This window comes from Agrobacterium vitis, from assembly GCF_014926405.1.
GTDB lineage: Bacteria > Pseudomonadota > Alphaproteobacteria > Rhizobiales > Rhizobiaceae > Allorhizobium > Allorhizobium vitis_H.
Map to the genome: position 1 here is coordinate 930,454 of NZ_JACXXJ020000003.1, position 24,186 is coordinate 954,639.

General features: G+C 57.1%; 21 protein-coding genes. 6 read left to right on the forward strand and 15 right to left on the reverse strand.

The annotated features are described in order from the left end of the window. Window positions 1–3 precede the first annotated feature (3 nt). The 5 genes from IEI95_RS05565 to IEI95_RS05585 form a co-directional block, all read right to left on the reverse strand. The gene (locus IEI95_RS05565) at window positions 4–978 is read right to left on the reverse strand and encodes a dipeptide ABC transporter ATP-binding protein (protein ID WP_156537309.1); all 975 of its coding nucleotides are present in this window, start codon (window positions 976–978) and stop codon (window positions 4–6) included. After that, a complete protein-coding gene (locus IEI95_RS05570; RefSeq protein ID WP_234890941.1) occupies window positions 975–1,991 on the reverse strand; it encodes an ABC transporter ATP-binding protein in 1,017 nt (338 codons plus the stop codon). Before IEI95_RS05570 ends, IEI95_RS05565 begins: the two co-directional genes overlap by 4 nt. A gap of 7 nt (window positions 1,992–1,998) precedes the next feature. After that, entirely contained in the window at window positions 1,999–2,952 is a 954-nt protein-coding gene (locus IEI95_RS05575) for an ABC transporter permease (RefSeq protein WP_194416135.1), read from the reverse strand. Window positions 2,953–2,960: 8 nt separating this feature from the next. Then, complete coding sequence (locus tag IEI95_RS05580) at window positions 2,961–4,040, reverse strand: ABC transporter permease (RefSeq protein ID WP_087729911.1); 1,080 nt, start codon at window positions 4,038–4,040, stop codon at window positions 2,961–2,963. Window positions 4,041–4,370: 330 nt separating this feature from the next. After that, a complete protein-coding gene (locus IEI95_RS05585) occupies window positions 4,371–5,990 on the reverse strand; it encodes an ABC transporter substrate-binding protein (protein ID WP_194416136.1) in 1,620 nt (539 codons plus the stop codon). 230 nt (window positions 5,991–6,220) lie between these two features. Between IEI95_RS05585 and IEI95_RS05590 the strand changes: the two genes are divergently transcribed. From IEI95_RS05590 to IEI95_RS05600, 3 genes are read left to right on the forward strand one after another with little or no spacing between them, the layout of a single operon-like run. Continuing rightward, window positions 6,221–6,949 (forward strand): FadR/GntR family transcriptional regulator, encoded by a 729-nt coding sequence (locus tag IEI95_RS05590; protein ID WP_194416266.1) that lies wholly within the window; start codon window positions 6,221–6,223, stop codon window positions 6,947–6,949. Then, entirely contained in the window at window positions 6,946–8,118 is a 1,173-nt protein-coding gene (locus IEI95_RS05595) for a PLP-dependent transferase (RefSeq protein ID WP_194416137.1), read from the forward strand. Before IEI95_RS05590 ends, IEI95_RS05595 begins: the two co-directional genes overlap by 4 nt. A 43-nt stretch (window positions 8,119–8,161) precedes the next feature. Further along, window positions 8,162–9,568 carry a M20/M25/M40 family metallo-hydrolase gene (locus IEI95_RS05600; RefSeq protein ID WP_194416138.1) on the forward strand — a complete coding sequence of 469 codons (1,407 nt, stop codon included), beginning with the start codon at window positions 8,162–8,164 and terminating at the stop codon, window positions 9,566–9,568. Here the strand turns inward: IEI95_RS05600 and IEI95_RS05605 are convergent. The 5 genes from IEI95_RS05605 to IEI95_RS05625 all read right to left on the reverse strand — a co-directional run bounded on the left by IEI95_RS05605 (window position 9,555) and on the right by IEI95_RS05625 (window position 14,273). Beyond that, a complete protein-coding gene (locus tag IEI95_RS05605; RefSeq protein WP_156532134.1) occupies window positions 9,555–10,283 on the reverse strand; it encodes an SDR family oxidoreductase in 729 nt (242 codons plus the stop codon). The genes IEI95_RS05600 and IEI95_RS05605 overlap by 14 nt on opposite strands. A gap of 40 nt (window positions 10,284–10,323) precedes the next feature. Beyond that, window positions 10,324–11,073, reverse strand: a complete 750-nt coding sequence (locus tag IEI95_RS05610; protein ID WP_194416139.1) for an ATP-binding cassette domain-containing protein — start codon at window positions 11,071–11,073, stop codon at window positions 10,324–10,326. Further along, entirely contained in the window at window positions 11,063–12,109 is a 1,047-nt protein-coding gene (locus IEI95_RS05615; RefSeq protein ID WP_060717563.1) for an ABC transporter permease subunit, read from the reverse strand. Before IEI95_RS05615 ends, IEI95_RS05610 begins: the two co-directional genes overlap by 11 nt. A 121-nt stretch (window positions 12,110–12,230) precedes the next feature. Next, a complete protein-coding gene (locus IEI95_RS05620) occupies window positions 12,231–13,220 on the reverse strand; it encodes an ABC transporter substrate-binding protein (protein ID WP_194416140.1) in 990 nt (329 codons plus the stop codon). Window positions 13,221–13,331: 111 nt separating this feature from the next. Further along, window positions 13,332–14,273, reverse strand: coding sequence for a sugar-binding transcriptional regulator (locus IEI95_RS05625; protein ID WP_087729905.1), 942 nt, complete (start codon window positions 14,271–14,273; stop codon window positions 13,332–13,334). 275 nt (window positions 14,274–14,548) lie between these two features. Here IEI95_RS05625 and IEI95_RS05630 point away from each other — a divergent pair, with 275 nt between their 5' ends. The 3 genes from IEI95_RS05630 (at window position 14,549) to IEI95_RS05640 (ending at window position 18,617) form a co-directional block, all read left to right on the forward strand. Next, window positions 14,549–15,463 (forward strand): tagatose-bisphosphate aldolase, encoded by a 915-nt coding sequence (locus IEI95_RS05630; protein WP_194416141.1) that lies wholly within the window; start codon window positions 14,549–14,551, stop codon window positions 15,461–15,463. A 14-nt stretch (window positions 15,464–15,477) separates the two neighbouring features. Further along, window positions 15,478–16,914, forward strand: a complete 1,437-nt coding sequence (locus IEI95_RS05635) for an ROK family protein (protein WP_194416142.1) — start codon at window positions 15,478–15,480, stop codon at window positions 16,912–16,914. A gap of 227 nt (window positions 16,915–17,141) precedes the next feature. Then, window positions 17,142–18,617 carry an aldehyde dehydrogenase family protein gene (locus tag IEI95_RS05640; RefSeq protein WP_234934168.1) on the forward strand — a complete coding sequence of 492 codons (1,476 nt, stop codon included), beginning with the start codon at window positions 17,142–17,144 and terminating at the stop codon, window positions 18,615–18,617. A 117-nt stretch (window positions 18,618–18,734) separates the two neighbouring features. Here the strand turns inward: IEI95_RS05640 and IEI95_RS05645 are convergent, their stop codons facing one another. Genes IEI95_RS05645 through IEI95_RS05665 form a run of 5 tightly spaced genes read right to left on the reverse strand, consistent with a single transcriptional unit; the run spans window position 18,735 to window position 23,897 of the window. Next, window positions 18,735–19,595, reverse strand: coding sequence for a phosphodiesterase (locus IEI95_RS05645; protein ID WP_234934169.1), 861 nt, complete (start codon window positions 19,593–19,595; stop codon window positions 18,735–18,737). A gap of 43 nt (window positions 19,596–19,638) precedes the next feature. Continuing rightward, on the reverse strand, window positions 19,639–20,934 hold the full coding sequence (locus IEI95_RS05650) for an ABC transporter substrate-binding protein (RefSeq protein WP_194416144.1): 1,296 nt from the start codon (window positions 20,932–20,934) through the stop codon (window positions 19,639–19,641). Window positions 20,935–20,977: 43 nt separating this feature from the next. Continuing rightward, complete coding sequence (locus tag IEI95_RS05655) at window positions 20,978–21,799, reverse strand: carbohydrate ABC transporter permease (RefSeq protein ID WP_194416145.1); 822 nt, start codon at window positions 21,797–21,799, stop codon at window positions 20,978–20,980. Continuing rightward, window positions 21,799–22,704: a carbohydrate ABC transporter permease gene (locus IEI95_RS05660; RefSeq protein ID WP_337926567.1), complete on the reverse strand. Its 906-nt coding sequence runs from the start codon at window positions 22,702–22,704 to the stop codon at window positions 21,799–21,801. The genes IEI95_RS05655 and IEI95_RS05660 overlap by 1 nt, the downstream gene beginning before the upstream one ends. Window positions 22,705–22,721: 17 nt before the next feature. Then, the gene (locus tag IEI95_RS05665; RefSeq protein WP_194416147.1) at window positions 22,722–23,897 is read right to left on the reverse strand and encodes an ABC transporter ATP-binding protein; all 1,176 of its coding nucleotides are present in this window, start codon (window positions 23,895–23,897) and stop codon (window positions 22,722–22,724) included. Between the last annotated feature and the right edge of the window lie 289 nt (window positions 23,898–24,186).

The window sequence follows — 24,186 nt, forward strand, 5'->3', positions numbered from 1 at the left end:
AATTTAAGCCCGGTCTTCTTCAACGGCATGACAGGCCACTTGGACGGTGTCGGTCATGGTCATCAGCGGCATTTCCGCCTTGCAGCGGTCATTGGCCAGCGTGCAACGCGGATGGAAGGGACAGCCCGTGGGTGGATTGAGCGGAGACGGCATTTCGCCGACGAGCTTGATCCGCTCGCCGCGCCGGTCGGGATCGGCAATCAACGTCGCCGAGAGAAGGGCCTTGGTATAGGGATGGCGTGGATTGGTAAACAGCGCTTCCACCGGGCCAAGTTCCACCGCATGACCGAGATACATCACCACCACGTCATCGGCGATGTGGCGCACCACGGCCAGATTGTGGGAAATGAACATCATGGTCAGGTTGAGCTGGGTTTTCAGCCGCTTCAAGAGGTTCAGGATTTGCGCCTGCACCGAAACGTCGAGCGCCGAGGTTGGCTCATCACAGACCAGAAATTCCGGCTGGAGAATGAGGGCGCGGGCAATGCCGATGCGCTGGCGCTGGCCGCCGGAAAATTCATGCGGATAGCGGTCTGCGGCTTGCGGCGGTAGGCCCACCAGTTCCAGCATATCGGCAACGGCCTTGCGACGGCTGGCCTTGTCGCCGATGCCATGGATGACCAGGCCTTCGGCAATGGAATCGCCAATCGGCAGCCGTGGATCAAGCGAGGAGTAAGGGTCTTGAAAGACAATCTGGATGCGGCGGCTGGAGGCAAAATCAACGCCCATGCCGGGTCCGGCAATCTGCTTGTCATCAAAGATGATTTCGCCTGCGGTCGGCGCAAACAGACCCACCACGATGCGGGCCAGCGTGGATTTTCCGCAGCCGCTTTCACCGACCACACCCAGCGTGCGCCCGCGCTCGATGGTCAGGCTGACATCATTGACGGCGTTGACATAGCCTTTCACCCGCTGGAACGCCCCACCGGTCACGGCGAAGGCCATTTTGATGCCGTTCATTTCGATCAGGGCGCTCATGCGGGCTGAACCTCTTGTTCACCAGCGAGCGTCGCCGGTTCGGTCAGCCAGCATCGACAGTGATGGGCCTTGTGGATTTCGGTGAGCGCCGGGACATCGCTTAGACAGCGCGGTTCATTGGCCTCGCGCCGTGCTGTGCAGCGCGGCGCGAACAAACAGCCCTGCGGCAGATGGGTTAATTGCGGCACGCGACCATCGATGACTTCGAGCATGTCAGGGGATTCGCCCAGCACCGGCACCGAGCGCAGCAAGGCTTGCGTGTAGGGATGCTTGGGCGACTTGAACAGGGTTCGGACATCGGCAAGCTCGACGACCTGCCCCGCATACATCACGGCCACATGGTCGGCCATTTCGGCGACCACACCAAGATCATGGGTGATCAAAATGATGGCAGTGCCGAAATCACGCTGTAAATCGCGCATCAAATCCAATATTTGCGCCTGAATTGTCACATCCAGCGCGGTGGTCGGCTCATCGGCGATCAGCACTTCCGGCTGGCAGGCCAGCGCCATGGCAATCATCACCCGCTGCGCCATGCCACCGGACATTTCATGCGGATAGGCCTTCATGCGACGTTGGGGATCGGGAATACCGACGGCTTTCAGCATGGCGATTGCCGCCGCTTCTGCCTCCTGCTTGCCCATGTTTTTATGCAGGCGATAGGCCTCGGCAATCTGCCGCCCCACGGTGTGGACCGGATTGAGCGAGGAGGACGGGTCTTGAAAGATCATCGAAATCCGGTTGCCGCGCACCTTGCTGAGGTCCATCGGCGACATGCTGCGCAGATCAGTTCCATCCAGCAGCACTTCGCCGCCAATGATTTTGCCGGGGTATGGCACAAGCCCCATGATGCTGAGCGAGGTGATGGATTTGCCGCAGCCGCTCTCGCCAACAATGCAGAGCGTTTCCCCGGCTTTGAGCGAGAGGGAAACCTCGTCAACCGCACGCGCGGTGCCGGATCGGGTTTGGAAATGGGTGGTGAGATCGCGGATCTCCAGAATAGGCCGGGTCATGCTGTCCTCACGTATGGAGCCGCGGATCGAGGGCATCACGCAGCCCGTCTCCGAGAAGGTTGAAGCCAAGCACGGTCAGCATGATGGCAAGGCCGGGAAAGAACACCAGATGCGGCGCGGAAAAGATCTCGTTGCGGGCGGCCCCCAGCATCGTCCCCCATTCCGGCGTCGGCGGCTGTGCGCCAAGGCCAAGAAAGCTGAGACCAGCCGCATCGAGAATGGCGGTGGCCACCCCAAGCGTTGCCAGCACCACAATCGGCGTGATGGCATTGGGCAGCACGCGGCGAAACAGGATGCGCCATTTGCTACCGCCCAGCACCCGCGTGGCTGCAACAAAATCAAAGGTTTTCACCGAGAGCACACTGGCCCGGGTGACGCGGGCATAGGCGGGAACCGAGACGATGGAGATGGCCAGCAATGCATTGCGAATGCCCGGCCCCAGAACCGCAACGATGGCAATGGCCAGCAGCAGTGACGGAAAGCCGAGGATCACATCCATGATTCGCATGATGATATTATCCACCCATCCCCGGAAATACCCGGCAATCGCCCCCAGCAGCACGCCGAAGAACAGCGCGCAGGTGACGGTGGTCAGCCCAATGACCAGACTGACGCGCGTGCCATAGAGAATACGCGAGAAGGAATCCCGGGCATTGCCATCGATACCCATGATGTGCTGCGGACGGCTGACGTCACATCCAAGCAGATGCACGCAAGGCGGCTCGCGGCGCTTGACCTGCTCGACCCCGATCAACACCTGATCGGGGTCGTAAGGGGCCAGTACCGGTGCGAAAATGGCAATCAGGATCAGCATTCCGATAATGAACAACCCGACCTGCCCGGAACGCAGCCTCAGCAGCCGTCCCCAGGTTCTCCGCCATTGGGCAACCGGCTCACCAATCAGGCCATCTTCAAGAATGGCCTCTGCTGCATTGGCCGATACACTATTCAAGCGCGTCATGAACTGTCCTATTGTGGGCGAATGCGAGGATCGAGATAGGTGTAGGAAAGGTCCACCAGCAGGTTGATGGCCACGTAGGACACGGCAATCATCACCGTGAAGGCCTGCACGACTGGATAGTCCCGCGCAAAAATGGCCTCAACCAGCATACGCCCCACGCCGGACAGGCCAAAAACGGTTTCAGTCAACACAGCACCACTGAGCAGGGCGCCCATTTGCAAGCCCAGAATGGTGACAACCGGCAACAAAGCATTGCCCAGCGCATGTTCGCTGACCACGCGTTTCTCCGGCACGCCCTTGGCCCGGGCGGTGCGGACATAATCACGCCCCAGCACATCCAGCAGCGAGGAGCGGGTCATGCGGGCAATCACCGCCATCGGAATGGTGGAGAGCGCGATGACCGGCAAGATCATATGGCGTATGGCATCCCAGAACACCGTCCAATTGCCAGTGATCAAGGCGTTCAGAATATAAAAATTGGAGAAGAATTCGAGCACCTTGCTCCAGCCGCTCTCCGCCGCCAATTGCCAGTGCCAGACCTCGTAAAAGGGAATGGAATTGACCCCGGCGGAAAGCCGTCCGGATGGCGGCAGCCAGAAGGGCGTGCCGCGCAGCATCACCCCGAACAGATAGGCCAGCATCAACCCCAGCCAGAACACCGGCATGGAAATGCCGGCATTGGCAACGATCATGGTGCCGACATCGGCTGCTGAATTATGACGACGGGCAGCAATAACGCCGAGCCCGACACCGATAATGGTCGCGGTGATCAGCGCCAGCACGGCAAGCTCGGCGGTCATCGGCAGGCGCTCGATAATGATCTGCGTCACAGGCCGCGAGAAGCGCACCGATGTGCCGAAATCACCCCGCAGCATATCGCCCATATAAATGAAAAACTGCGTTGGCAGCGGCTTATCGAAGCCGTAGCGCGTGATGAAACCAGCGCAGGTCTCGGCGGTGGCTTTTTCTCCCAGCATGGCCTTGCAGGGATCGCCAGGGATCAGCCTGGCAAGCGCGAAGGTCACGATCAGAATGCCGAAAATCACCGGGATGGAAATCAGCAGGCGTTTGGCTGCATATCCAAGCATCGCAGGTCCTCATTACCAGATTTTACAGCGCCGTTTGGTTTGGTCAGGTGTCATCAACAGGCGGCTGCGCCAGGATACCCCCCTCTGGCTTGCCAGCCATCTCCCCCTCAAGGGGGGAGATCGATGCGTGGTTTGCCCCTCGCTCGAATTTCATGCATCGAAACTTGCTGCATATCCAATGAAGCGGGTGGGTTAAGACCATCTGATCTCCCCCCTTGAGGGGGAGATGTCCGGCAGGACAGAGGGGGGTAAGCGGCATATAAAAACGATCAAGCAAGACGCCACGGGCCAGACATTTACGCCTAGCCCGAAGCATCGAAATCCTCACGATTACTTCTTGGCGTTCATCAACCCGCCCCAGAGGGAGGAGAAATAGTCGAAGGAGCCGGTATTGCCGACATGGGCCGGATTGGATGCATCAATGCCCGCCGCCCAGGATACCACCACGTCATTGGCGGTAAAATCAGAGCCGTCGGTGAATTTCACGCCGGTCCGCAGCTTGCAGGTCCAAACGGTCGAATCCCCATTGGCATCACAGCTGGTGGCCAGAGCGGGAACAATATCGCCGCTGTCCTTTGCATAATCCAGCAGCGCTTCCGTAATCGGCGTGCAGGCATTCAGCGTTTCGCCATCCGTTTCGTCGCCGCAATAAAGGCTGATCGGCTCGGCATTCTGCATGAAGACCAACGTATCCTTGCCCGGATCGGAATTCTGCAACAGCGGCGAGCCGAAGGGGCGGACGATGGCGTTCTTCAACGTCGCACGCGCAGCATAGGCAGCAGCGCCATGGACAATCGGTACCATCGGCACATGCTGGCGGATGGCATCGTTGACAGTGGCATAGATCGGTTCGGCCTGCTTGGTATCGGCAATCGTTCCGCCTTTGGTCAACCCCTCGGTAATTTCCGGGAAGGTAGTGCCGAACATTTTCGACGTCTTGCCGAAGTGATAATCGAGGAAGTTGGTGACATGCGGATAGTCCGCGCCCCAGCCCAGCAGATAGAGCCCATCGATCCGGCCTGCCGAGGTATCGTCAATGAATTTGCCCGATTCAATCGGAACCACTTCTGCATCGATGCCGAGATTTTTCTTCAGCTGCGTCTGGAATTCGACGGCCACGACGCTTGGTTCCGGCAGGTAAGCACGAAACACATCGCGGTAGTAGATCTTGGTCTTAAAGCCATTCGCGAACCCGGCATCGGCCAATAGTTTCTTGGCGGCGCTGGCATCAAATCCGTACCAATCCTTACCGGCGCAGCCATTGGGCAGCGAACAGGGGGTGAAATGGCTGGCGACGACCGAACCCTTCGGATAGAAATTATCGACGATGCGCTGGCGGTCGATGCCCATGGCAATGGCTTGGCGCACCTTCTCATTCTCGAAGGGCTTGGCGGTGTTGACCATGCCGAGATAGAGAATATTCGGGCTTTCCTGTGGCAGGAATTGCAGGTCTGGATCGTTCTTGACGCTGTCGAAATCATCCGGGCTGATATTGGTGATTTCATCGACCGTGCCGGAGCGCAATTCATTCAGGCGGCCCGCGCCGGACTGGTTCCAGCGAAACACCAGCTTGTCGAAAGCCGGCTTGGCGCCCCAATAATTCTCGTTGCGCGTCATGGTGATGGAATCGCCGCGATTCCAGCTTTCCAGTTTGAAAGGACCGGTGCCGATCGGATTGTCGAGCAGCTTTTTCTTCGGTCCAGCCTCTTCGATATGCTTGGCGGGCTGGATGCCGAAAGGTACGAAGGCGGCCTTGGCTTTGAAGGCCGGATCAGGCGAGCACATCGAGAAGGTCACCGTGTGCTCATCGGTCGCCACGATGGATTTGATCTTGCCACCATAGTTGCAATCGGGCGCCACAAGGCTTCTGCCTTCAAAAGCAACAGCCGGGCTGGTGAGCAAAGCAGCAACCGACACGGCCACAGCTCCGCCGAATAGACGAAATTTCATGCCTTTAATCCCCAGTTTGTTTGTTCGCGCCTTTGCGGCACCCTCATTTTTTATGTGTGCGGATAAATTATTGTTTTCGTTTCTTCCACCGTATCCGCGACGATGAAATTCAGTTTTTGGAGTAGACCAAATGCCTCGTTGGTCGCCTTGACATTGTTCGTGGGCGGCATACTGCTAAGATGTCAGACCAATTGTCAAGCGGTCGGCAGGAGGAAGAAATCTCAATGACGATGCGCATCGGAACCGCGCTGAACGACACCCAGCATATTGCCGCGCTACCACCGCTGGACCGTGTCCAGCAGGTGAGCGGGGCCATGGTCGGCTATATCAACAAGGCCGGTCTCAAGCGTGGAGATCGCCTGCCGACGGAACGCGAATTGATGAACGCGCTCGGCGTTGGCCGTTCAACAGTGCGTGAAGTGATCGGGCGGTTTCAGGCGCTGGGCGTGGTGGAAACCCGCAAAGGGAGCGGAACCTATCTTTTGCAGCCCGTGAGTGCTGCGACGGTCCACATGCCGTTGATGCTGGAGACGGTGAATTTACGCGACGCTCTTTTGCAAACGCTGGAAGTCCGACGCGGCATTGAGGTTGAGGCCGGAGCCTTGGCTGCCATGCGCCGAACGGAAGACGATCTGCGGATCATCGAGGAAAAGCTCGATGAGATGGAGCGGGTGCATCTGGCCAAGGGAACATCTGGCAAGGAAGATCTGGCGTTCCATGTTGCGATCTACGATGCCACCCATAACCCGCTGTTCAAACAGCTTCTGGAGCAAATGCGCGAAGCCTTCGAGCGCTTCTGGACAAAGCCTTTCGACAGGCCGGATTTTGCCCGCCGCTCCTTTCCCTATCATCGTACCTTGTTCAGCGCGATAGCCGATCAGGATAGTGAAGCGGCCCGCCGTGAAACCCTCAAAATTCTTGCCGTGGTGGAAGAAGACATCAAGGAAATGTCCAAATGAGCGACGCACTCGATTATCTGCAACAGGCATCGCTGATTACGGCGCATGATGAGGCCAATGCTTATGATGCGGTGGTGCCGCCGATTGTGCAGACGTCGCTGTTCACCTTCAGCGACTACGACGAGATGGTTGCGACCTATCGTGGTGAAAAGCTTCGGCCGGTTTATTCACGCGGGCTGAACCCCACCGTGCGGATTTTCGAGGAGATGCTAGCCAAACTGGAAGGCGCGGAAGATGCCCTTGCCTTTGCCAGCGGCATGGCGACGATATCCTCGACCGTCCTGAGCTTTGTCGAGCCGGGAGATCGGATCGTTGCCGTTCGCCACCTCTATCCCGATGCCTACAGGTTCTTTGAGACCATGCTGAAGCGCATGCGCATCGAGGTGACTTATGTCGATGGCCGCGATGAGGATGCCGTGGCCAAGGCGCTTCCGGGCGCAAAGCTTCTCTATCTGGAAAGCCCCACCAGTTGGGTGATGGACGCCCATGATGTCGGCGCGCTGGCCGCTCTTGCCAAACAGCACGGCGTGTTGTCGGTGATTGACAACAGCTGGGCAAGCCCGGTTTTCCAAAAGCCATTATCGCTCGGCGTCGATCTCGTCCTGCATTCGGCCTCGAAATATCTCGGCGGTCACAGCGATGTTGTCGCCGGTGTGGTGGCGGGTCCCAAGGAACTGATCAATCGTATCCGCAATGAAACGCTGCCTTATCTCGGCGGAAAACTGTCTCCCTTCGATGCCTGGCTGCTGATCCGGGGTATGCGCACATTGCCGATCCGCATGAAGGCGCATGAGGCCTCAGCGCTTGAGATTGCCCACCGCTTGCAGGCGCTCGATATCGTCGAAAAAGTCTGCCATCCGGCGCTGAACAATGGCTTGCCGCCGGGCCTGCATGGCACGTCCGGGCTGTTTTCCTTCATCTTCAAGGATGTCATCCATATTCAAACCTTCTGCAACCATTTGAAACTGTTCAAACTGGGCGTCAGTTGGGGTGGTCATGAAAGTCTCGTCGTCCCCGGCGATGTGGTGGCCAACCAGAAAGCCCCGCCGAGTTTCGCGGATGCCTTCGGCGTCGATCCGCTGTCTGTGCGTCTCCATGTCGGGCTTGAGGGAACCGAGGCGCTGTGGAGCGATTTGCAGGCGGCAGTGGCGGCGGCCCGAATAGACTGATCTTTTGCAAACACCCATCCCATAACCGACTGGAAATCTGCCCATGACCGATCTTGAAACCGTCCTCGCCCGGGTCGATGACAATCTGCCCTCCAGTCTGGAAACACTTTTCGATCTGGTGCGTATCCCCTCGATTTCCACAGATCCGGCCTACAGCCCGCATTGCCGCAAGGCTGCGGATTTCCTGGCGACCTATCTGACCGGACTGGGCTTTGCCGCATCCGTGCGCGACACGTCAGGCCATCCGATGGTGGTTGGTCATCATGAGGGCCAAACCGCGGATTGCCCGCATGTGCTCTTTTACGGCCATTACGATGTTCAGCCGGTGGACCCGCTGAACTTATGGCAAAACGACCCGTTCGACCCAGCTATTCGTGACGGTTCAACCGGAGAAAAGATCATCACCGGACGCGGTACTTCGGATGACAAGGGACAGCTCCTGACCTTCATCGAGGCTCTACGCGCCTTCAAGGAAACCAAGGGCGGACTGCCGTTGCGTGTGACCATTCTCTTCGAAGGCGAGGAGGAATCGGGATCGCCGTCGCTTCAGCCTTTTCTCGAAGCCCATGCTCAGGAGTTGAAGGCTGATTTTGCCATGGTCTGCGACACCGGCATGTGGGACACGCAAACACCGGCGATCTGCGCCAGCCTGCGCGGTCTGGTTGGCGAGGAAATCACCATCAAGGCCGCCAGCCGTGACCTCCATTCGGGCGGATATGGTGGCGTCGCAGCCAATCCGTTGCATGTCCTGAGCGATGTCATGGCTGGCCTGCATGATGAAACCGGTGCCGTGACCCTGCCCGGCTTTTACGATGGTGTCGAAGAAACACCGCCCGATATCAAGGCCGTCTGGGCGGATCTGGAGAAGACCCAACCCGCGTTCCTAACGGATATCGGTCTTTCCGTACCCTCCGGCGAAAAGGGCCGTAGCGTTCTGGAATTGCTCTGGGCCCGCCCGACCGCCGAGATCAACGGCATGTCCGGCGGCTATACCGGCAAGGGTTTCAAGACCGTGATTGCTGCCGAGGCCATGGCCAAAGTATCCTTCCGTCTGGTAGGAAAACAGGACCCGCAAAAAATCCGCGACAGTTTTCGCGCCTATGTAACCTCAAAGTTACCTAGGGATTGCCGGGTTGAATTTCAGGCCGAAGGCGCCTCGCCTGCCATTCAATTGCCCTATGACTCGCCGATCCTCGCCACGGCCAAAGCGGCTCTTTCACAGGAGTGGCCAAAGCCCGCCATTGTTGTCGGCGGCGGCGGATCGATCCCTATTGTCGGCAGCTTTCAGTCCATGCTCGGCATGGACTCCTTGTTGGTGGGCTTTTCGCTGGACGATGACTGCGTTCACTCGCCCAATGAAAAATACAACCTCACCTCTTTTCACAAAGGCACCAGATCCTGGGTGCGGATCTTGCACGGCCTGAGCGATGAGGCGATCAACAGGCCGTAAAGCCACCGTCAATTGGGAGAGAGACACCGGTGATCATTGACGCCTCCTCACTCAACAAGAAGCGGATCGGCTTTGCGATGTCATCGACGGTCGCCCACCGTCCCAACGGCATTTTTTGCAGGAAGGGTTCGCCGATCTCCGGGCGGCCCCAATAAAATGCGGACATCTCCGTCATGACCACGGTGGGATTGACGCTATTGACCCGAATTTTGTATTTGCCAAGTTCAAGCGCGCTGACACGGGTAATGCTATCCAGTGCCGCTTTGGAAGACGCATAGGAGACATGGCCCGGCAATGCCGCCAGTGCTGCCTGGCTCGAGACATTGACGATCGACCCGCCCTTCCCTTCTTTGATCATTGAGCGCGATGCGTATTTGGTGACGAGAAGCGCGCCTCTCACATTGATGGCAATGGCTTTGTCGAAGATAGAAATGGCGGTTTCCTGCGGGGTGGCGATTTCGCCGCCAAAGCCACCGCAGTTCACCACCCCCCACAACGCCAAATCCTCTATTGCCCTGCGAATTTCGTCCTCCGAGGTGAGATCGAAAATCAACGTTTCACAACCGGTTTGCGCGGCCAGCTTTTCAAGCTCGTCTCGTGACCTTCCGGCTGCATAGACCCTGGCCCCGGCTTCTTTCAGCTTTTTCACCGTCGCGCCGCCGATTCCACCGCTGGCACCGGTGACGAGGATTGCTTTCCCATCAAGTTCCCACATGAGTATAATCCCGCGTTGATTTGCTTGCTGACTTCTAGGATTACCCACCAATCATCAGCTTGACGATTTCGTCGTGGTTGGTATCGGCAATATTGCGCGTTCCCGCGACAATACCCCGTCTCAGGACAACGATACGGTCCGATACCGCGAATATGTCCTGGAGGTTATGGGAGATGAAAATAACGCCCCTGCCCTGGGCTTTCAGCGATTTGATCAGCGCAACAACTTTACGCTGCTCCGGCACGCCCAGCGCCGCTGTCGGTTCGTCCATGATCAGGATCTTGGCATTCCAGTAAACGGCCCGACCGATTGCCACCGCCTGGCGCTGTCCGCCTGAAAAGTTGCTGACCGGTGCATCCAATCGCTTCACATGAAAGTCGAGAAGCGCCATGGTATCGGCTGCGGCCTTGGCCATCGCCTTCCGATCGAGGACGGGAAGAAAGCCGAAAGCGCGTTTCATTGGCTCACGGCCAAGAAAAATATTTGCGCCAATCGAAAGATTATCGGCAAGCGCCAGGTCCTGATAGATCGTCTCGATCCCTTTTTCACGCGCATCCTGGGGCGAGGAAAAAGCAACCGGGCAGCCATCGATCAGAATTTCACCCGATGTCGGCGAATAGACACCCGAGATCGCCTTGATCATGGTGGTTTTTCCAGCACCATTGTCGCCTGCCAAGGCAACGACCTCACCGGCACCGACCGTCAGCGAGCAATTATCAAGGGCTTTCACCGCGCCGAAATACCGGGAAAAATTGCGGACTTCGAGAAGGGGTGCGACATTACTCAGCATGTTTGACTCCACTGAAGCGGCGTTGCGCCTGGTCGATAAGAACGGAGATGATGATAACGACGCCAACGGCAATGAACTGCCAGAATGGCTCAACATTCATGAAAACCAGGCCGTACTGGATGACCGCAATGACCAGGGCTCCCGCCACCGTTCCGATGATTGTTCCCGAGCCTCCAAACAGGCTGGCGCCGCCAATTACGACGGCAGCCACGCTGTCGAGAAGCAAGGGTTCTCCGGCCTGGGCAGCGCCCGCCGTGAAGCGCGCCGCATATAACGCGCCGCCAAGGCCTGCACAGACCGAAGACAGGATATAAAGTCGCAAAATATGGCCTTTGATATCGATACCTGCCCGGCGTGATGCCTGGGCATTGGCGCCAATCGCGTAATTATGCTGGCCAAAGCGTGTCTGGCTGAGAATGTAATGCATCAACAGCACGAAAACGGCGGTTACCAGAACGAGATACGGTATGCCCTCTATCCGTCCATTTCCCAACATCGCGAAGTAGGAGTTCTTGACAGGTACCGTTGTTCCTCCGGCCAGAAGGAAAGCCGCGCCTCTGGCAACACCGAACATGCCAAGTGTGCCGATAAAAGGGGGCACGTTGAGCCTGGAAATCAGCAACCCGTTGATGATGCCTGGAATTGTCGCGGCGAGGATGGCGACGAGGATGCCGCACACCATCGCAGCCGGCAAAGGCATGAAGACCCCGAAATAATTGGTGGCGTGGGCAGCGACGACCGCCGCAAGCCCCATGATGAAACCCGCAGAAAGATCGATGCCGCCAGAGATGATGACGAAGGTCTGGCCGATTGCCAAAAGAAGAGGCGCAACGGCAAAGACCGCGACAGATTGCCAATTGAAGGGTGAACCAACGAACGTCCCTCCAAAATCTGTCTGCGCCCAAATCTCGAAGATCACAATAAGTGCAGCCAGAAAGACCCACGCCCGCAACTGAGCGATACGCTGCACGATCGTCTTTGTGACGTCGGCATGGTCTGCCTGAGGTGCGACGGCGTGGGTGTTCTCGGGCGCCATGGTCTGGTTTTCCAGCATGAATTCCATCCTGAGTTCTGGTCAACTGTCAATGAAGGGACTTGAAAGCCTTATCCTGGCGTCCAATCAGCTTGAGCTGACGTTTTAACGAGGCCGTGGAGGTCTATTCAGCGTAGATGAACCGAGCGACGGCTGGATCAGTCACGTTGCTCTTGTTAATGACAGTAAAGCCAGTCCCAATCTTGGTTGGGATGGACTGCCCGGTCAGGTGAGCATAGGCGGAGATCACCCCGTAATAGCCGATTTCCGCAGGATGCTGGGCGATTGCAAAATCGATAAGGCCGGATTTCAGATTATCCACCACTGACCCTGGCGCATCGAAAGCCACAACCTTGATTGTACCGGATTGGCCAGCCTGCTGGACACCGTTCGCCGATCCAAGCCCGGAAAACAGATTGGCACCAAATACACCGGCCAAATCTGGATTGCGGGCGTAGACCGCCTGGAGCTGAGATGCGGCCTTGTTAGCGTCATTGTCATTGAACTGCGTTTCGAGAACCGTGATGCCGGGATGTTTGGCCATCTCGGATTTGAACCCTTGCTCTCGCTGGTCCGTTGTCGAAACTCCTGGCTTAACGTTGGAGACATAGACCTTGCCTTTGTCACCAATGGCCAACGCCAGAGAGCGCGCTGCAATTTCGCCGCCCAGAACATTGTCCGATGCGATATAGGACAACGGAAAGTCCCCGTCCCCTGCGCCTGTTTGATAGTCACCAGTCCCGATGAATGTATCGACCGTGATCAGCGGAATGCCCGCATCCGCAGCCTTTTTCAACGGCTGCACCAACTGTGTGGTATCGGTGGGTGCGATGAGAATGGCATCCGGCTTTTTCGCAATGACCGCATCAAGAACCGGAACCTGTGTAACAGGGTTGAAATCTGGAGCGCCTTGAAAAATAATCTGTGCGCCGATGGCAGCGGCCGCGGCTTCTGCGCCCTTATGCATCGTGATATAAAATGCATCGGTGGTCAGACCTGGAATCAGCGCAATTCTGAATTTTTTATTTTCGGCCTGAGCACGCGTAACCGTCAAAACAGCCGGTGCGGACAAGGCAATCGCGGTCGCAGATTGAAGAAAACGCCGACGTTCCATGTTTCTCTCCTCCCAAATCGAAACAGTCATCTCCCGTGAATTAAGCATTCAATTCACGACAGCATCATCACGCCGTTTTCAGTCTGCCGTCAAGAAATTTTTTTCAGAAACTTATTTCTTTTTCGCTTTCGTTTGTTTCTCCGCCCCCTGGGAAGGCGCATCTTGCTGGAGAAGATTGAGAATTGCGATGCAGGTATTGGCGTCGGTGACCAGGGAATTGATCATTCCGGAACGGACGGCGCCGATGATTCCAGCCGCTTTTTCAACGGTCGCGGCCACACCGATAGACAGTTTGGCCTTGCAAAGCTGCTGGCTGGATGCCGCAATCATTCGCTCTTCCCCATCCCAGGACAAAAGCTTGCCGTTGATATCGACATAGTGCCTGATGACGTCACCAACCGCGCCTCCAATGGCGCGCTCATTCACTGTTGCAGCACTCGCCTCAGGCGGATTGATGGCATGCGGCAGCCCTATGCCGACAATCGCGCAATCCAGGCGATCCCAAAGTTTCGTCGTTTCCTGCACAAATGCATCGGCAAGAAAGGCATCCTTCAATTCGGCGGAGGAAAGATAAGGCGCATGCAGAAAATGGGCGCTGCCACCCAACTGATCGGCAGCCTGGCGGACAAATTCGCTAATCTGGAAATGCGGCGCTGATTGCTGGAGACCACCGTTCAACGCAACGGCGATAATGCCAGGAATACGCGGCAAGCCAGCGGCAATAACCTCACGTATGGCACGACCCCAACCGATGCCGATGACCGACCCTGCGGCCAGGCCTTCTTCCTTGAGCAGATCGCCCAGCGGCTTTGCCAGCGCACCCAGAACACCTGTCGATGGGGTATCGATCACCGCCGCCCTCTTCAGGGACAGCGCTTCGATCAGTTCCTGGGTCAGACCGGCGGGCGAGACAAGGTCAAGCACCTCGATCTTGACGATCCCAAGCACCCTTGCCCGTTGAAGCAAACGGGAGACGGTCGCGGTCGAGATTCCAAGCTTGCGCGCGATCTCAACCTGAGACATGTCCGCTTCGTAATGCAGCTTTGCGACCATATGCAATGTCGCCCGGGACGCCGTATCCTGTGAAGTTTGCGGAAGCAGCTTGCAATTCCTTTCTGAAATGTGTTACACGAAGCGGGAAGGCTACACTGAAACGGCTCCGGACTCAATGCAATACGGTGCCCTTCCCTGTGACTTCCCAGGCCCTATGACGTCCAAGGCCCTGCGACTTTCAAGGCATCATCAAATCACCTGACGCAGGAGGGCTCGCGCATGGCTAAAGCTTTGCGCTGTCCGCTTTTGCCTGCAATTTCTTTCGGAGTGGACACATGACGGCAATGACAACGGCAGAAAGACGCGGATACCATCAAATTTGCAACGGTAGCGGATCCATGATGGTTATTGCATGCGACCAGCGCGGCGGCATGCGATCCATTCTTGCCGCGACACCCGAAGAACAGGCAAAGATCGGCAACGACATTCTTGGTGAAACCAAGGCCGATATCGCCCGCTATCTGGCCTCTCATGCCGGCTGCGTGCTCGTCGATCCGGTCTGTGCGGTGCCCGGGTTGATCGATAACGATATCCTTCCCAGGGATACGGCACTTCTAATCGGTATCGATGCCTCCGGATGGGACACGTCACCAGAAGGCTATCGCATTTCCAAGATGGTGGAAGGTGTCGATGCACGGCGCGTTCGCGCCCTTGGGGCCACCGGTGGCAAGATCATGGTCTACCTGCGGATGGATACCCCGGCAGCCAATGTTGCAAACCTTGAAACCCTGAAGAGGACCATAGAGGATTTCGCCCGCGAGGACTTTCTTCTGGTCGTTGAATTCCTGACCTACCAGCTTGAAGGCGAAAGCCGTGAAGACTATCAGGCCAAGATTCCGCAGCTTATCGTCGAAGGCTCACGCGCCTGCCTGGAACTGGGGTCCAAAGTTCTGAAAATTCCTTATCCCGGCTCTGAAAATGCCTGCGCCGAAGTCACGAAGGTTGCCGGTGAGGTCCCTTGGGCCGTTCTTTCGGCGGGTGTCGACCATGAAACCTTCCTTCTCCAGGTCGAGGCTGCCATGAAGAACGGGGCCTCCGGCGTCATCGCTGGCCGCTCCCTTTGGAAAGACTGCATCGACCTCGATCGAAATATCTCGAAAGAGAAGCTTTCGACAATTGCCGTGTCCCGATTGCATGATATTCAAGACATTATCGGGCGCTATCGCAACAAGCAGAGAGTTGCGGCGTAAGATCGGCGGATGTCATGTCTCTTCCATTGTTTTCTATCGGCATCGACGTCGGCGGAACCAACATGCGTGCGGCACAGATTTCGCCGAAAGGCGAAATCATCCGTAAGACGTCGGTTACAGGCAGCCGCGACCCCTCCAAGGCTGTCACTCTTATAAAGAGCCTGATCCACGAGATGGATGGGGAGCGCGCCACGGCGATTGGAATAGGAATACCCGGCCGTGTCGATGGCTGGACAGGAGAGATCATATCGGGTGGATTTCTGAATCTATCCGGCTGTGATCTCCAGTCTGAAATGTCAGCGACATCAGGTCGCCCGGTGACCGTTGCAAATGATTGCAGCATGGCCCTGATTGGCGAGGCCCGCGTGGGTGCTGCGCGGGGCATGAACAGTTCTGTCATGCTGACCATCGGAACCGGGATTGGCGGCGCCGTCATGGAAAATGGCCGGATCGTCAATGGCAGACGATGCGCTGGCCAATTGGGCCATCTTGTCGTCAATCTCCATGGCCAGCCATGTCCATGCGGCCAACGCGGCTGCATTGAAACAGAATCCTCAGGAACCGCCTTGCAACGTCATCTCCGCGAGGCAGGCTATGCACCTGAAACACGATTTGAAGCCATCCTGGCTTTTGCGGAATCAGGAGATAAGGTTGCATTGCAGGTGATGACAGCATGGGCCGCGCCCCTGAAGTCAGCCATCAACACGCTCTCCGCCGCCTTCGACCCGGACGTGGTTCTGCTGGGTGGAGGCATGGGCAGGGCAGCGTTAGCCGCCCTCAATTTTCTGCCTCGTAGCGAGACCTGGTATGAAGCGGATATCAGGGGAGCGCGCCTCGATGACGATGCCGGTGTCATCGGGTGCGGGCTGGCGGCCTTCGATCTCCTCAACGCCGATCATCCTGGCAAACCTGCCCATGGCAAGAGACTGGTCATGGTAAACGGCGTACCCGCCTCCGGCAAAAGCGCGATCTCCCATAAAATCGCCGGTGAAACCGGCTGGCAGGTGTTGAGCCTGGATAAGATCAAAAACCCTTTTCTGGAATTGATTGACGATGTCGACCGCCCCTTCAATCGCCTCCTGGGACGCGCGAGCTACAAGTCGATTTTCTCCATCATCCGCGATGCCGCTCCGGGAACCACCTTCATCGTCGATGCCTGGTTTGGATTTCAGCCAGCAGATGTTCTGAAAGAGCATATCGCGATGGCTGGCATCACGCAGATCGTTGAACTCTGGTGCCACGCCCCCGCAGAAACGATAGGCGAGCGCTATAGATCAAGGCTTGAAAACCGCCTTCCCGGACATCCCGGCGCATCCTATATCCCGGAACTTATCGAACTCGCGCAGCGTGCGGAACCCATCGGGCTTGCTCCGGTTCTGGATATCGACACGACACAACCAAAGGACGCCAAAGCCATCCTGGATTGGATGGTGAAGGCCTTTGAAAACTAAGGACGTCAAAAGCCTCTGGCTTAAGCGCCTTATAAACTCATTTATTGATACAATAAAAATTATGAATTACCATTTTTATCATAAATCAATAATTCATATTGATTGACTGAAGCTTTCGCCGTATTCTTCCCGCCGCAAAGAGATAGACCGCCTTCGTTTACCGCCATCCTATGCTGGCGGCATTGGCGTGGCGAAGGCGCGTAAAACCGGCAAGAGGAGGAGACGTCTTGCAACAGAATATTGGTCAGTCCGCATTCCAACCACAGGCCTATGAAGGATTTTCCGGGCAGTATATTGCCGGTCGCTGGGTGGAAGGCACCGAGGGAAACACCGCCATCGATCGTAATCCTTACGATGATACGGTTGTGGCGGAAATATCCCAGGCAAGCCTTGACGACCTTAATCGTGCCTTCGGTGCAGCCAAGGCTGCCCAAACCGAATGGGCGCGGGTATTGCCGAGCGAGCGTGCAGCGGTGTTTCTGAGAGCGGTCTCGATTCTTGACGCCCGCAAGGAAGAAATCATTAGCTGGATTATCCGTGAATCCGGCAGTACGCGCATCAAGGCTGGCATAGAATGGGGCGCGGTGCGCGCTGGCATGCTGGAAGCCTTCACCTTGCCCGCTGCCGCCCAGGGACATATCATTCCAGTCGACAAGCCAGGCAAGGAAGCCCGGGTCTACAAAAAGCCCGTCGGCGTCGTCGGCGTCATCAGCCCGTGGAATTTTCCGCTGCATCTGTCGAACCGCTCTGTAGCGCCGGCGCTTGCGCTTGGAAACGCCGTCGTTTTGAAACCGTCGAACGACACGCCGGTCACGGGCGGCCTTCTGTTGGCCAAGATCTATGAGGAAGCTGGCCTGCCAGCAGGCTTGCTCAATGTCGTGGTCGGTAGCTCGAGCGTCATCGGCGACGCTTTCTCGCGTCATCCGGTTCCTCGCGTCCTCACCTTTACCGGCTCCACACCCGTCGGACGCCATATCGCCCAGGTGGCGGGTGAATCCTCCCTGCTCAAGCGTGTAGGCCTTGAGCTAGGCGGGAATGCACCGTTGGTGGTTCTCGATGATGCCGATCTGGAGAAGGCTGTTGGAGCGGCCCTGATCGGTCGCTTCATGCATCAAGGCCAAATCTGCATGAGCACGAACCGCATCATCGTCGATGCCTCGATTTATGACAACTTCGTCGAGGCTTTTACTGCTGCGGTAAAGACAATCAAATTCGGAAACCCGAACGAGCCGGATACCTTGATCGGCCCGCTTTGCAACGACAGCCAGCTGCGCAGCGTGACCGCAAGCATTGCGCGGGCGCGCGACAGCGGCTTCCGCGAATGCGTATCCGGCCCCATTGAGGGACGGGTGGTGGCACCGCATGTGTTTGCCGATGTGACCAACGATTCCGACTTCGCCCGCAATGAGATCTTTGGCCCGGTCGCACCGATCATCCGCGCTCAAGATGAAGCACAGGCTTTGGCCTTCGCCAATGACACCGAATTTGGCCTTTCCAGCGCCGTCTTCACCCGTGACGAGGCCCGTGGATTGGCCTTTGCCCAGCAGATTGAAGCTGGAATGTCCCATATCAACGACATCACCATCCATGACTATCCGCATGTGATGTTTGGTGGAGAGAAAAACTCCGGTCTCGGACGCTTTAACGGCAAATGGGCCGTTGAGGAGTTCACCACGGATCATTTCATCTCGGTACAGCGATAAGACGATAATGAAAACCGCACCGCTGGAGACAGCGGTGCGGTTTTCGGATTTTAAAAAATGCGAGCAGAGAAAAACGACTACCCGCGATTTATCCTGAAATGATTGGCAGGAATTAGATCACGGTCCTTCGCAAATGGATGCTTGTCCGAGGATAGCCTCACCTACTTCGGCGCTATAGGCACGCAGCCCGTGATCATCGAGGCAGATGATCCGATAGCAGGGATTGCCGCCGGTCCAGAGCGGGTCGGGCGCATCGAGATCGGTGATGAAGCGGTGCGCGCAGGCCTGGCCGGAACTGTAGCTGATGCCTTCGGCGCTCGTGCCGGCAAGCGGCACGTGAATATGGCCGAACACAATATGACGGATCCCTGCGCTGTGGGCGCTGAGGTGGCGCATCAGCGCGCCATCGTCATGCAGACCGATCTTTTCGAAATGCCGGATACCGCAGTCCATCGGGGGATGATGGATGAAAACCGTGACGGGCAAATCGCCAGCGCTTTCCAAGGTAGCATCGAGCCATGCAAGGCGGTCGGCACCGTACATACCGCCGATGACGTCCGCTTCGTGACTGTCCAGGAACAGCAGCCGTCCGAATTCTGTATCCAAAAAGGACTGGACATAACCATTTCTATCGGATGGCTGCCCCGGAAAGGCAGCCTGGAATTCCGGCCTGCGATCATGGTTGCCCAGCATCAGGCGGATGTCGAACGGTATTGGCGCCAGAATATCGCGTAGAAGCGCGTAGGCTTCGGGGTCGCCGTAGTTACACAGATCACCGGTCATCACCAGAAGATCTGCATCGGCATGTTTTTTAACAATGTCGCCCACCGCCGCACGCAGCTGTTTTTCGGGATCGACTCCGTTCACCACCATGCCCGGCGGCATAAGATGGGTATCGGTGATCTGGATGATCTTCATTATCCGTCTTTCTGGAAAAGAGCTGCGGAGAACATTCCCCGCAGCCTTGCCGGTCTTCAAAGAGGACGATGCGCGAGCATCGTCAATGTCCTGAACGATTGGCCTATTTCAACAATGCGTTGGTCTGATCGACCATCTGCTTCAGGCCAACCTCTGGCGTCACTTCACCGCGCATGACCGTGCCGATAATGTCGCGCTGAGTGCGCCAGACGCGAACGGAATCGCCGCCTGGGTAACCGGCCCAAGGCAAGGACCGGTCTGCCTGGAGCGAGGCGGTCTTTACATTCGGATGCTCGGCATAATAAGGCGCAAGATAGTCGGCACCGGTGGCAAGCTTGTTGGTCGGCAGATAGCCGGTGATCCGCACGATGGTGTTCTGTGCCTCAGGCCCGGTGATCCATTTCAGATATTTCCAGGCGGCGTCCTGCTTGGCCTTGTCCTGCGTTAGGATGACAGCCGAGTTGCCGCCCGTCGGTACGCCACCTTTTTCCGGGTTGTCCAGCGGGAAGGTTGCCGTCTTCAACTTGAAACGGTCGCCCACCAGTCCCTCGATCGTCTGAACATGGGCCGGTGTCGAGAAGATGAAACCAGTGAGACCGGCACCAAATTGCTGACGGGACTGGTCCCAGTCGAGCAGGATCTGGCCGCCTTCGGTGACGAACTCACGAACCATTTTCAGAGCGTTAAGGCCAATCTCGTTGTCGAAGGCCACAGTCTTGGTCTTTTCGTTGACCAATGTGCCGCCCTGCTCGAGAACCAATGCCTGCCAAAGCCAGTCATCCGGCCAACCATTGATGTCATAGCCCATGCCGGAGATTTTCGGATCGAGCGCGTGGATCTTCTTGGCCAGCGCGATCAGTCCGGGAAAGGTTTTCGGCATATTGTCCGGATCGCCGCCAGCCTTCTTTACCAGATCAGCATTGATATAGATGATTGGCGAGGAGGCATTGACGGGCAGGCCGTATTGCTTGCCATCGATCTGGCCGAGGGCCGCCATTTTCGGGTTGTAATTTTTGTCGAGAAAGGCCTGGCCGCCTTCCGCCGCGATGAAGGGCGCCAGATCGGTGATCTGGTTGCGGGGCGCCAGTGTGTGAACGAGTTCGGCGGTCAGGTTGAAGCCCGAAAAATAGACATCGGGCAGATTGCCGGTCACGGCAGCGCGCAGGACCTGCTGCTGACCCTCGTTATAGCCTGGAGCGGGCGCCAGAAAATTGATCTTTACATTGGGATTGTTCTTCATGAACGCATCTGCCAGCGGCTGATGGAATTTCGTGAAGCCCGGCAGATTGTAAAGCACGTTGAGCGTGACTTCGTCGGCAGCCAGCACGGGCGTGGAAAGCCCGGCAGCAGCCAGGCCCAAAGCCAGACCGCTCACCACGGTGCGTCGGTTGATTTTCATTGTCGTCTCCGAAAAGGTTGGGAGGAGGAGCATGTGAACGACGTCACTTAACGCCGGTCATGGTGATACCCGCGATGAAGTGCCGCCGTGCCAGGAGGAAGCACAGCACCATCGGCGCGGTAATCAGTGTGGCGCCAGCCATCAGCGCACCGTAATTCGCGCCGGATTCGACATCCGCGAACAACAGCATGCCCAGAGGCGGCGGAGCCAGATTGGTGTCGGAAATCACGATCATCGGCCAATAGAGATCGTTCCAATGGGCAACCAGCGAAAAGACCGCAAACGCGGCAAGCGACGGCAACGAGCCGCGCAAGACCAGGCCCCAGCAGATTTCCATCTCGGAAAAACCATCCATCCGCGCCGCCTCGATGATTTCATCGGGGTAGCTGCGGAAAGACTGGTGAAACAGGAAGATCGCAAAAACCGACAGGAAGAAGGGCGCCATCATAGCGAAATAGGTGTTGAGGAGCTGTGCCTTCGCCAGTCCGACAAACAGCGGCAGAGCCAGCGCCTGGATCGGCACGCAGAGTGCGGCAATCACCAGCGTCAACAACAGTTTTCGCCCCGGAAAGCGAAGTTTAGCCAAAGCATAGGCTGCGGGAACTGCGGTCACGACCTGGACGAACAGGATGCCAAAACAGACGATGACGCCATTCAGCATGAAGCGGGCCATCGGCACCTGGCCGGCGGCCCTTGCGTAGTTTTCCACGCCCTCGAATTTTTCCGGGATCGGCCAGAGGGAAACATTGAATATTTCCGATGGCGAACGGATTGAGGTCAAAACCATCCAGTAGAACGGCAAGAGCATGACGAAAGCGCCAGCGGCCAGGACAACATGCGGAAGATAGGTACGAAACCGGATCATCAATAATGTACCTTCCGGTCCATATGCAGAGTCTGGCCAATCGACAGGATCAGGACGATGGCCAGAAAGAGCAGTGTCAAAGCTGCGGCGTAGCCGGTATTTGAATACTCGAACCCTTCGAGATAGAGATCGAATAGCAGGGTTTCCGAGCCGGACCGGCCCTTGGTCAGTACCGCCACCGTCTCGAAAACCTTGAAAGCCGAGATCGATGTTGTGACGACCACGAACAGGGTGGTCGGTCCCAGCATTGGCCAGGTGACGGTGAAAAACCGGTCGATGGAATTTTTGGCGCCATCCAACCGCACCGCCTCATGTAGATCTTTAGGAATGGCCGTCAGCCCGGCAAGAAACAGCACCATGTTGAAACCGAGAACCTGCCAGACACCAATCCACGCCATGGTTGGAATGAGCAGCATCGGATTGGACAGGAAGGCGACGGGCTCGAATCCCAGCCATTTGATTGCCGCATTCACCGGCCCGAGTGAGGGGTGCAGCAGGAATTGCCAGACGGTTGCCATCGCCACAAGCGTAGCGGTGACCGGAAGGAAATAGGCGACTTCCCAAAAGGCCCGGCTGCGCTTGCGATTATGCACCAACAGCGCCACGCCAAGCGCCAGGAAAACGCCGAGAGGAATGACGATCACGGCATAGATCGCCGTATTGATCACTGCCCGAATGAAGACGGGATCGTGAAACGCCTTAATGAAATTGCCGAGCCCGACAAAGTGAATGGTGAGAGCACCGAGTTGGTAATCCGTCACCGAGAAAGCGGCCAGCACAAGCATTGGAACGATATAGATGGCCAGCAGCAGCAAAACGGCCGGGGCCGCAAACAACAGACCACGGCGAGCCATCCGGCGCTCTGCTGTTTGCCGGCTCGCACGAGGCTTAGCCGTAAGCACCATTGAGGGCGAGCCAGCAGTCATGCCGCCACCCGTTCACGAACAGAAACGGCGCAGCGCGTGCCATCTGCGCCAAACAGATGAGCACGCTCAGGTGCAAAGCCAATGGTCATCAGACCATGTGCATCAGCACCAATAGCCTCTCTCGCGCCTTGCCGCATGGTCACCACGACCGTTTCATCATCAACAAGACGGCAGGTTACGAACCGGTCGGCGCCATGGGTCTCGCTGCGCTGGACGCGCACGGCAAAGCCGTTTCCGCTTGCACGCAGATCTTGGGCCCTAAGATCTTGGACGCGCAGGTCTTCTGCCCGAAGGCCAAGCGTTGCCGGTCCGCCATCCTGCTCTGATGCCCGAAGCTCGAGGTCTTTTCCGAAAGCGGTAACCTGTCCCTGCATGCCGATCATGACAGGCAGAAGGTTGATCGAGGGGGTGCCGATGAAGCGCGCCACCGTCAATGTCGCTGGGCGGTGGTACAGTTCATCGGGTGTACCCAATTGCTCAATCCGGCCCTCATGCATCAGCGCGACACGATCCGACATGGTCATGGCCTCGATCTGATCATGGGTGACATAGATGAAGGTAGCGCCAAGGCGGCGATGCAGGCCGACAAGCTCATCGCGCATATGGGCGCGAAGCTTGGCATCGAGATTGGAAAGTGGCTCATCCATCAAGAAGGCAGCAGGCGAACGCACCAGCGCCCGCGCCAGCGCCACACGCTGCCGCTGGCCGCCTGAGAGCTGGGCAGGCCTGCGATCCAGAAGATGCGAAATCTGCAATGTCTCCGCAGCCTCTTCAACGCTGCGCTTGATGTCTTTCACAATCTCGGAAGGCGCAACCAGACGCCCGATCAGCGGCAATCGCCCCGCAAGCGACAAGCGCCGCATCCGCAGCGGCGTGGCAATGTTCTGCCGCACAGTCATGTGGGGATAGAGCGCATAGGACTGGAACACCATCGCCAAGTTGCGGTCGCTCGGATCCATGTCGGTCACATCCGAATTGTCGATCAGAACCTGGCCGCGATCAGGTCGCTCCAATCCGGCGATGATCCGCAACAGGGTCGACTTGCCGCAGCCGGACATGCCAACAAGCGACAGAAACTCGCCAGGATGCACATCGAGATCAATATTCTTCAGAATATCGTCAGCCGCGAAGCTTTTTCCAATTCCAGCCAGTTTTAGAGAATGTTGCATCATTATGCGCTCCTTCGACGGAGCGTGTAATGGGGCGGCATTATGACAGCCAAACAACGGATCTGCGAAGGTTTAGTGAAAGATCCAGACGAAGTGATAATAAATATATTTTCGCCCAATGCCTTTTGAAACAGAAGAACAAAAAAGACCATTCGATTTCGAGAGGTCAGAGTTCGAATAAAATTTTAAGTTGTATTCGTCGCTATCATTCAATGCCCCGAACTGTTTTGTTCTTCGCAACTGGTAACGCAGTTTCGCTCCTGTCGGAGCATTTTCATCGAAGCGGAAACCC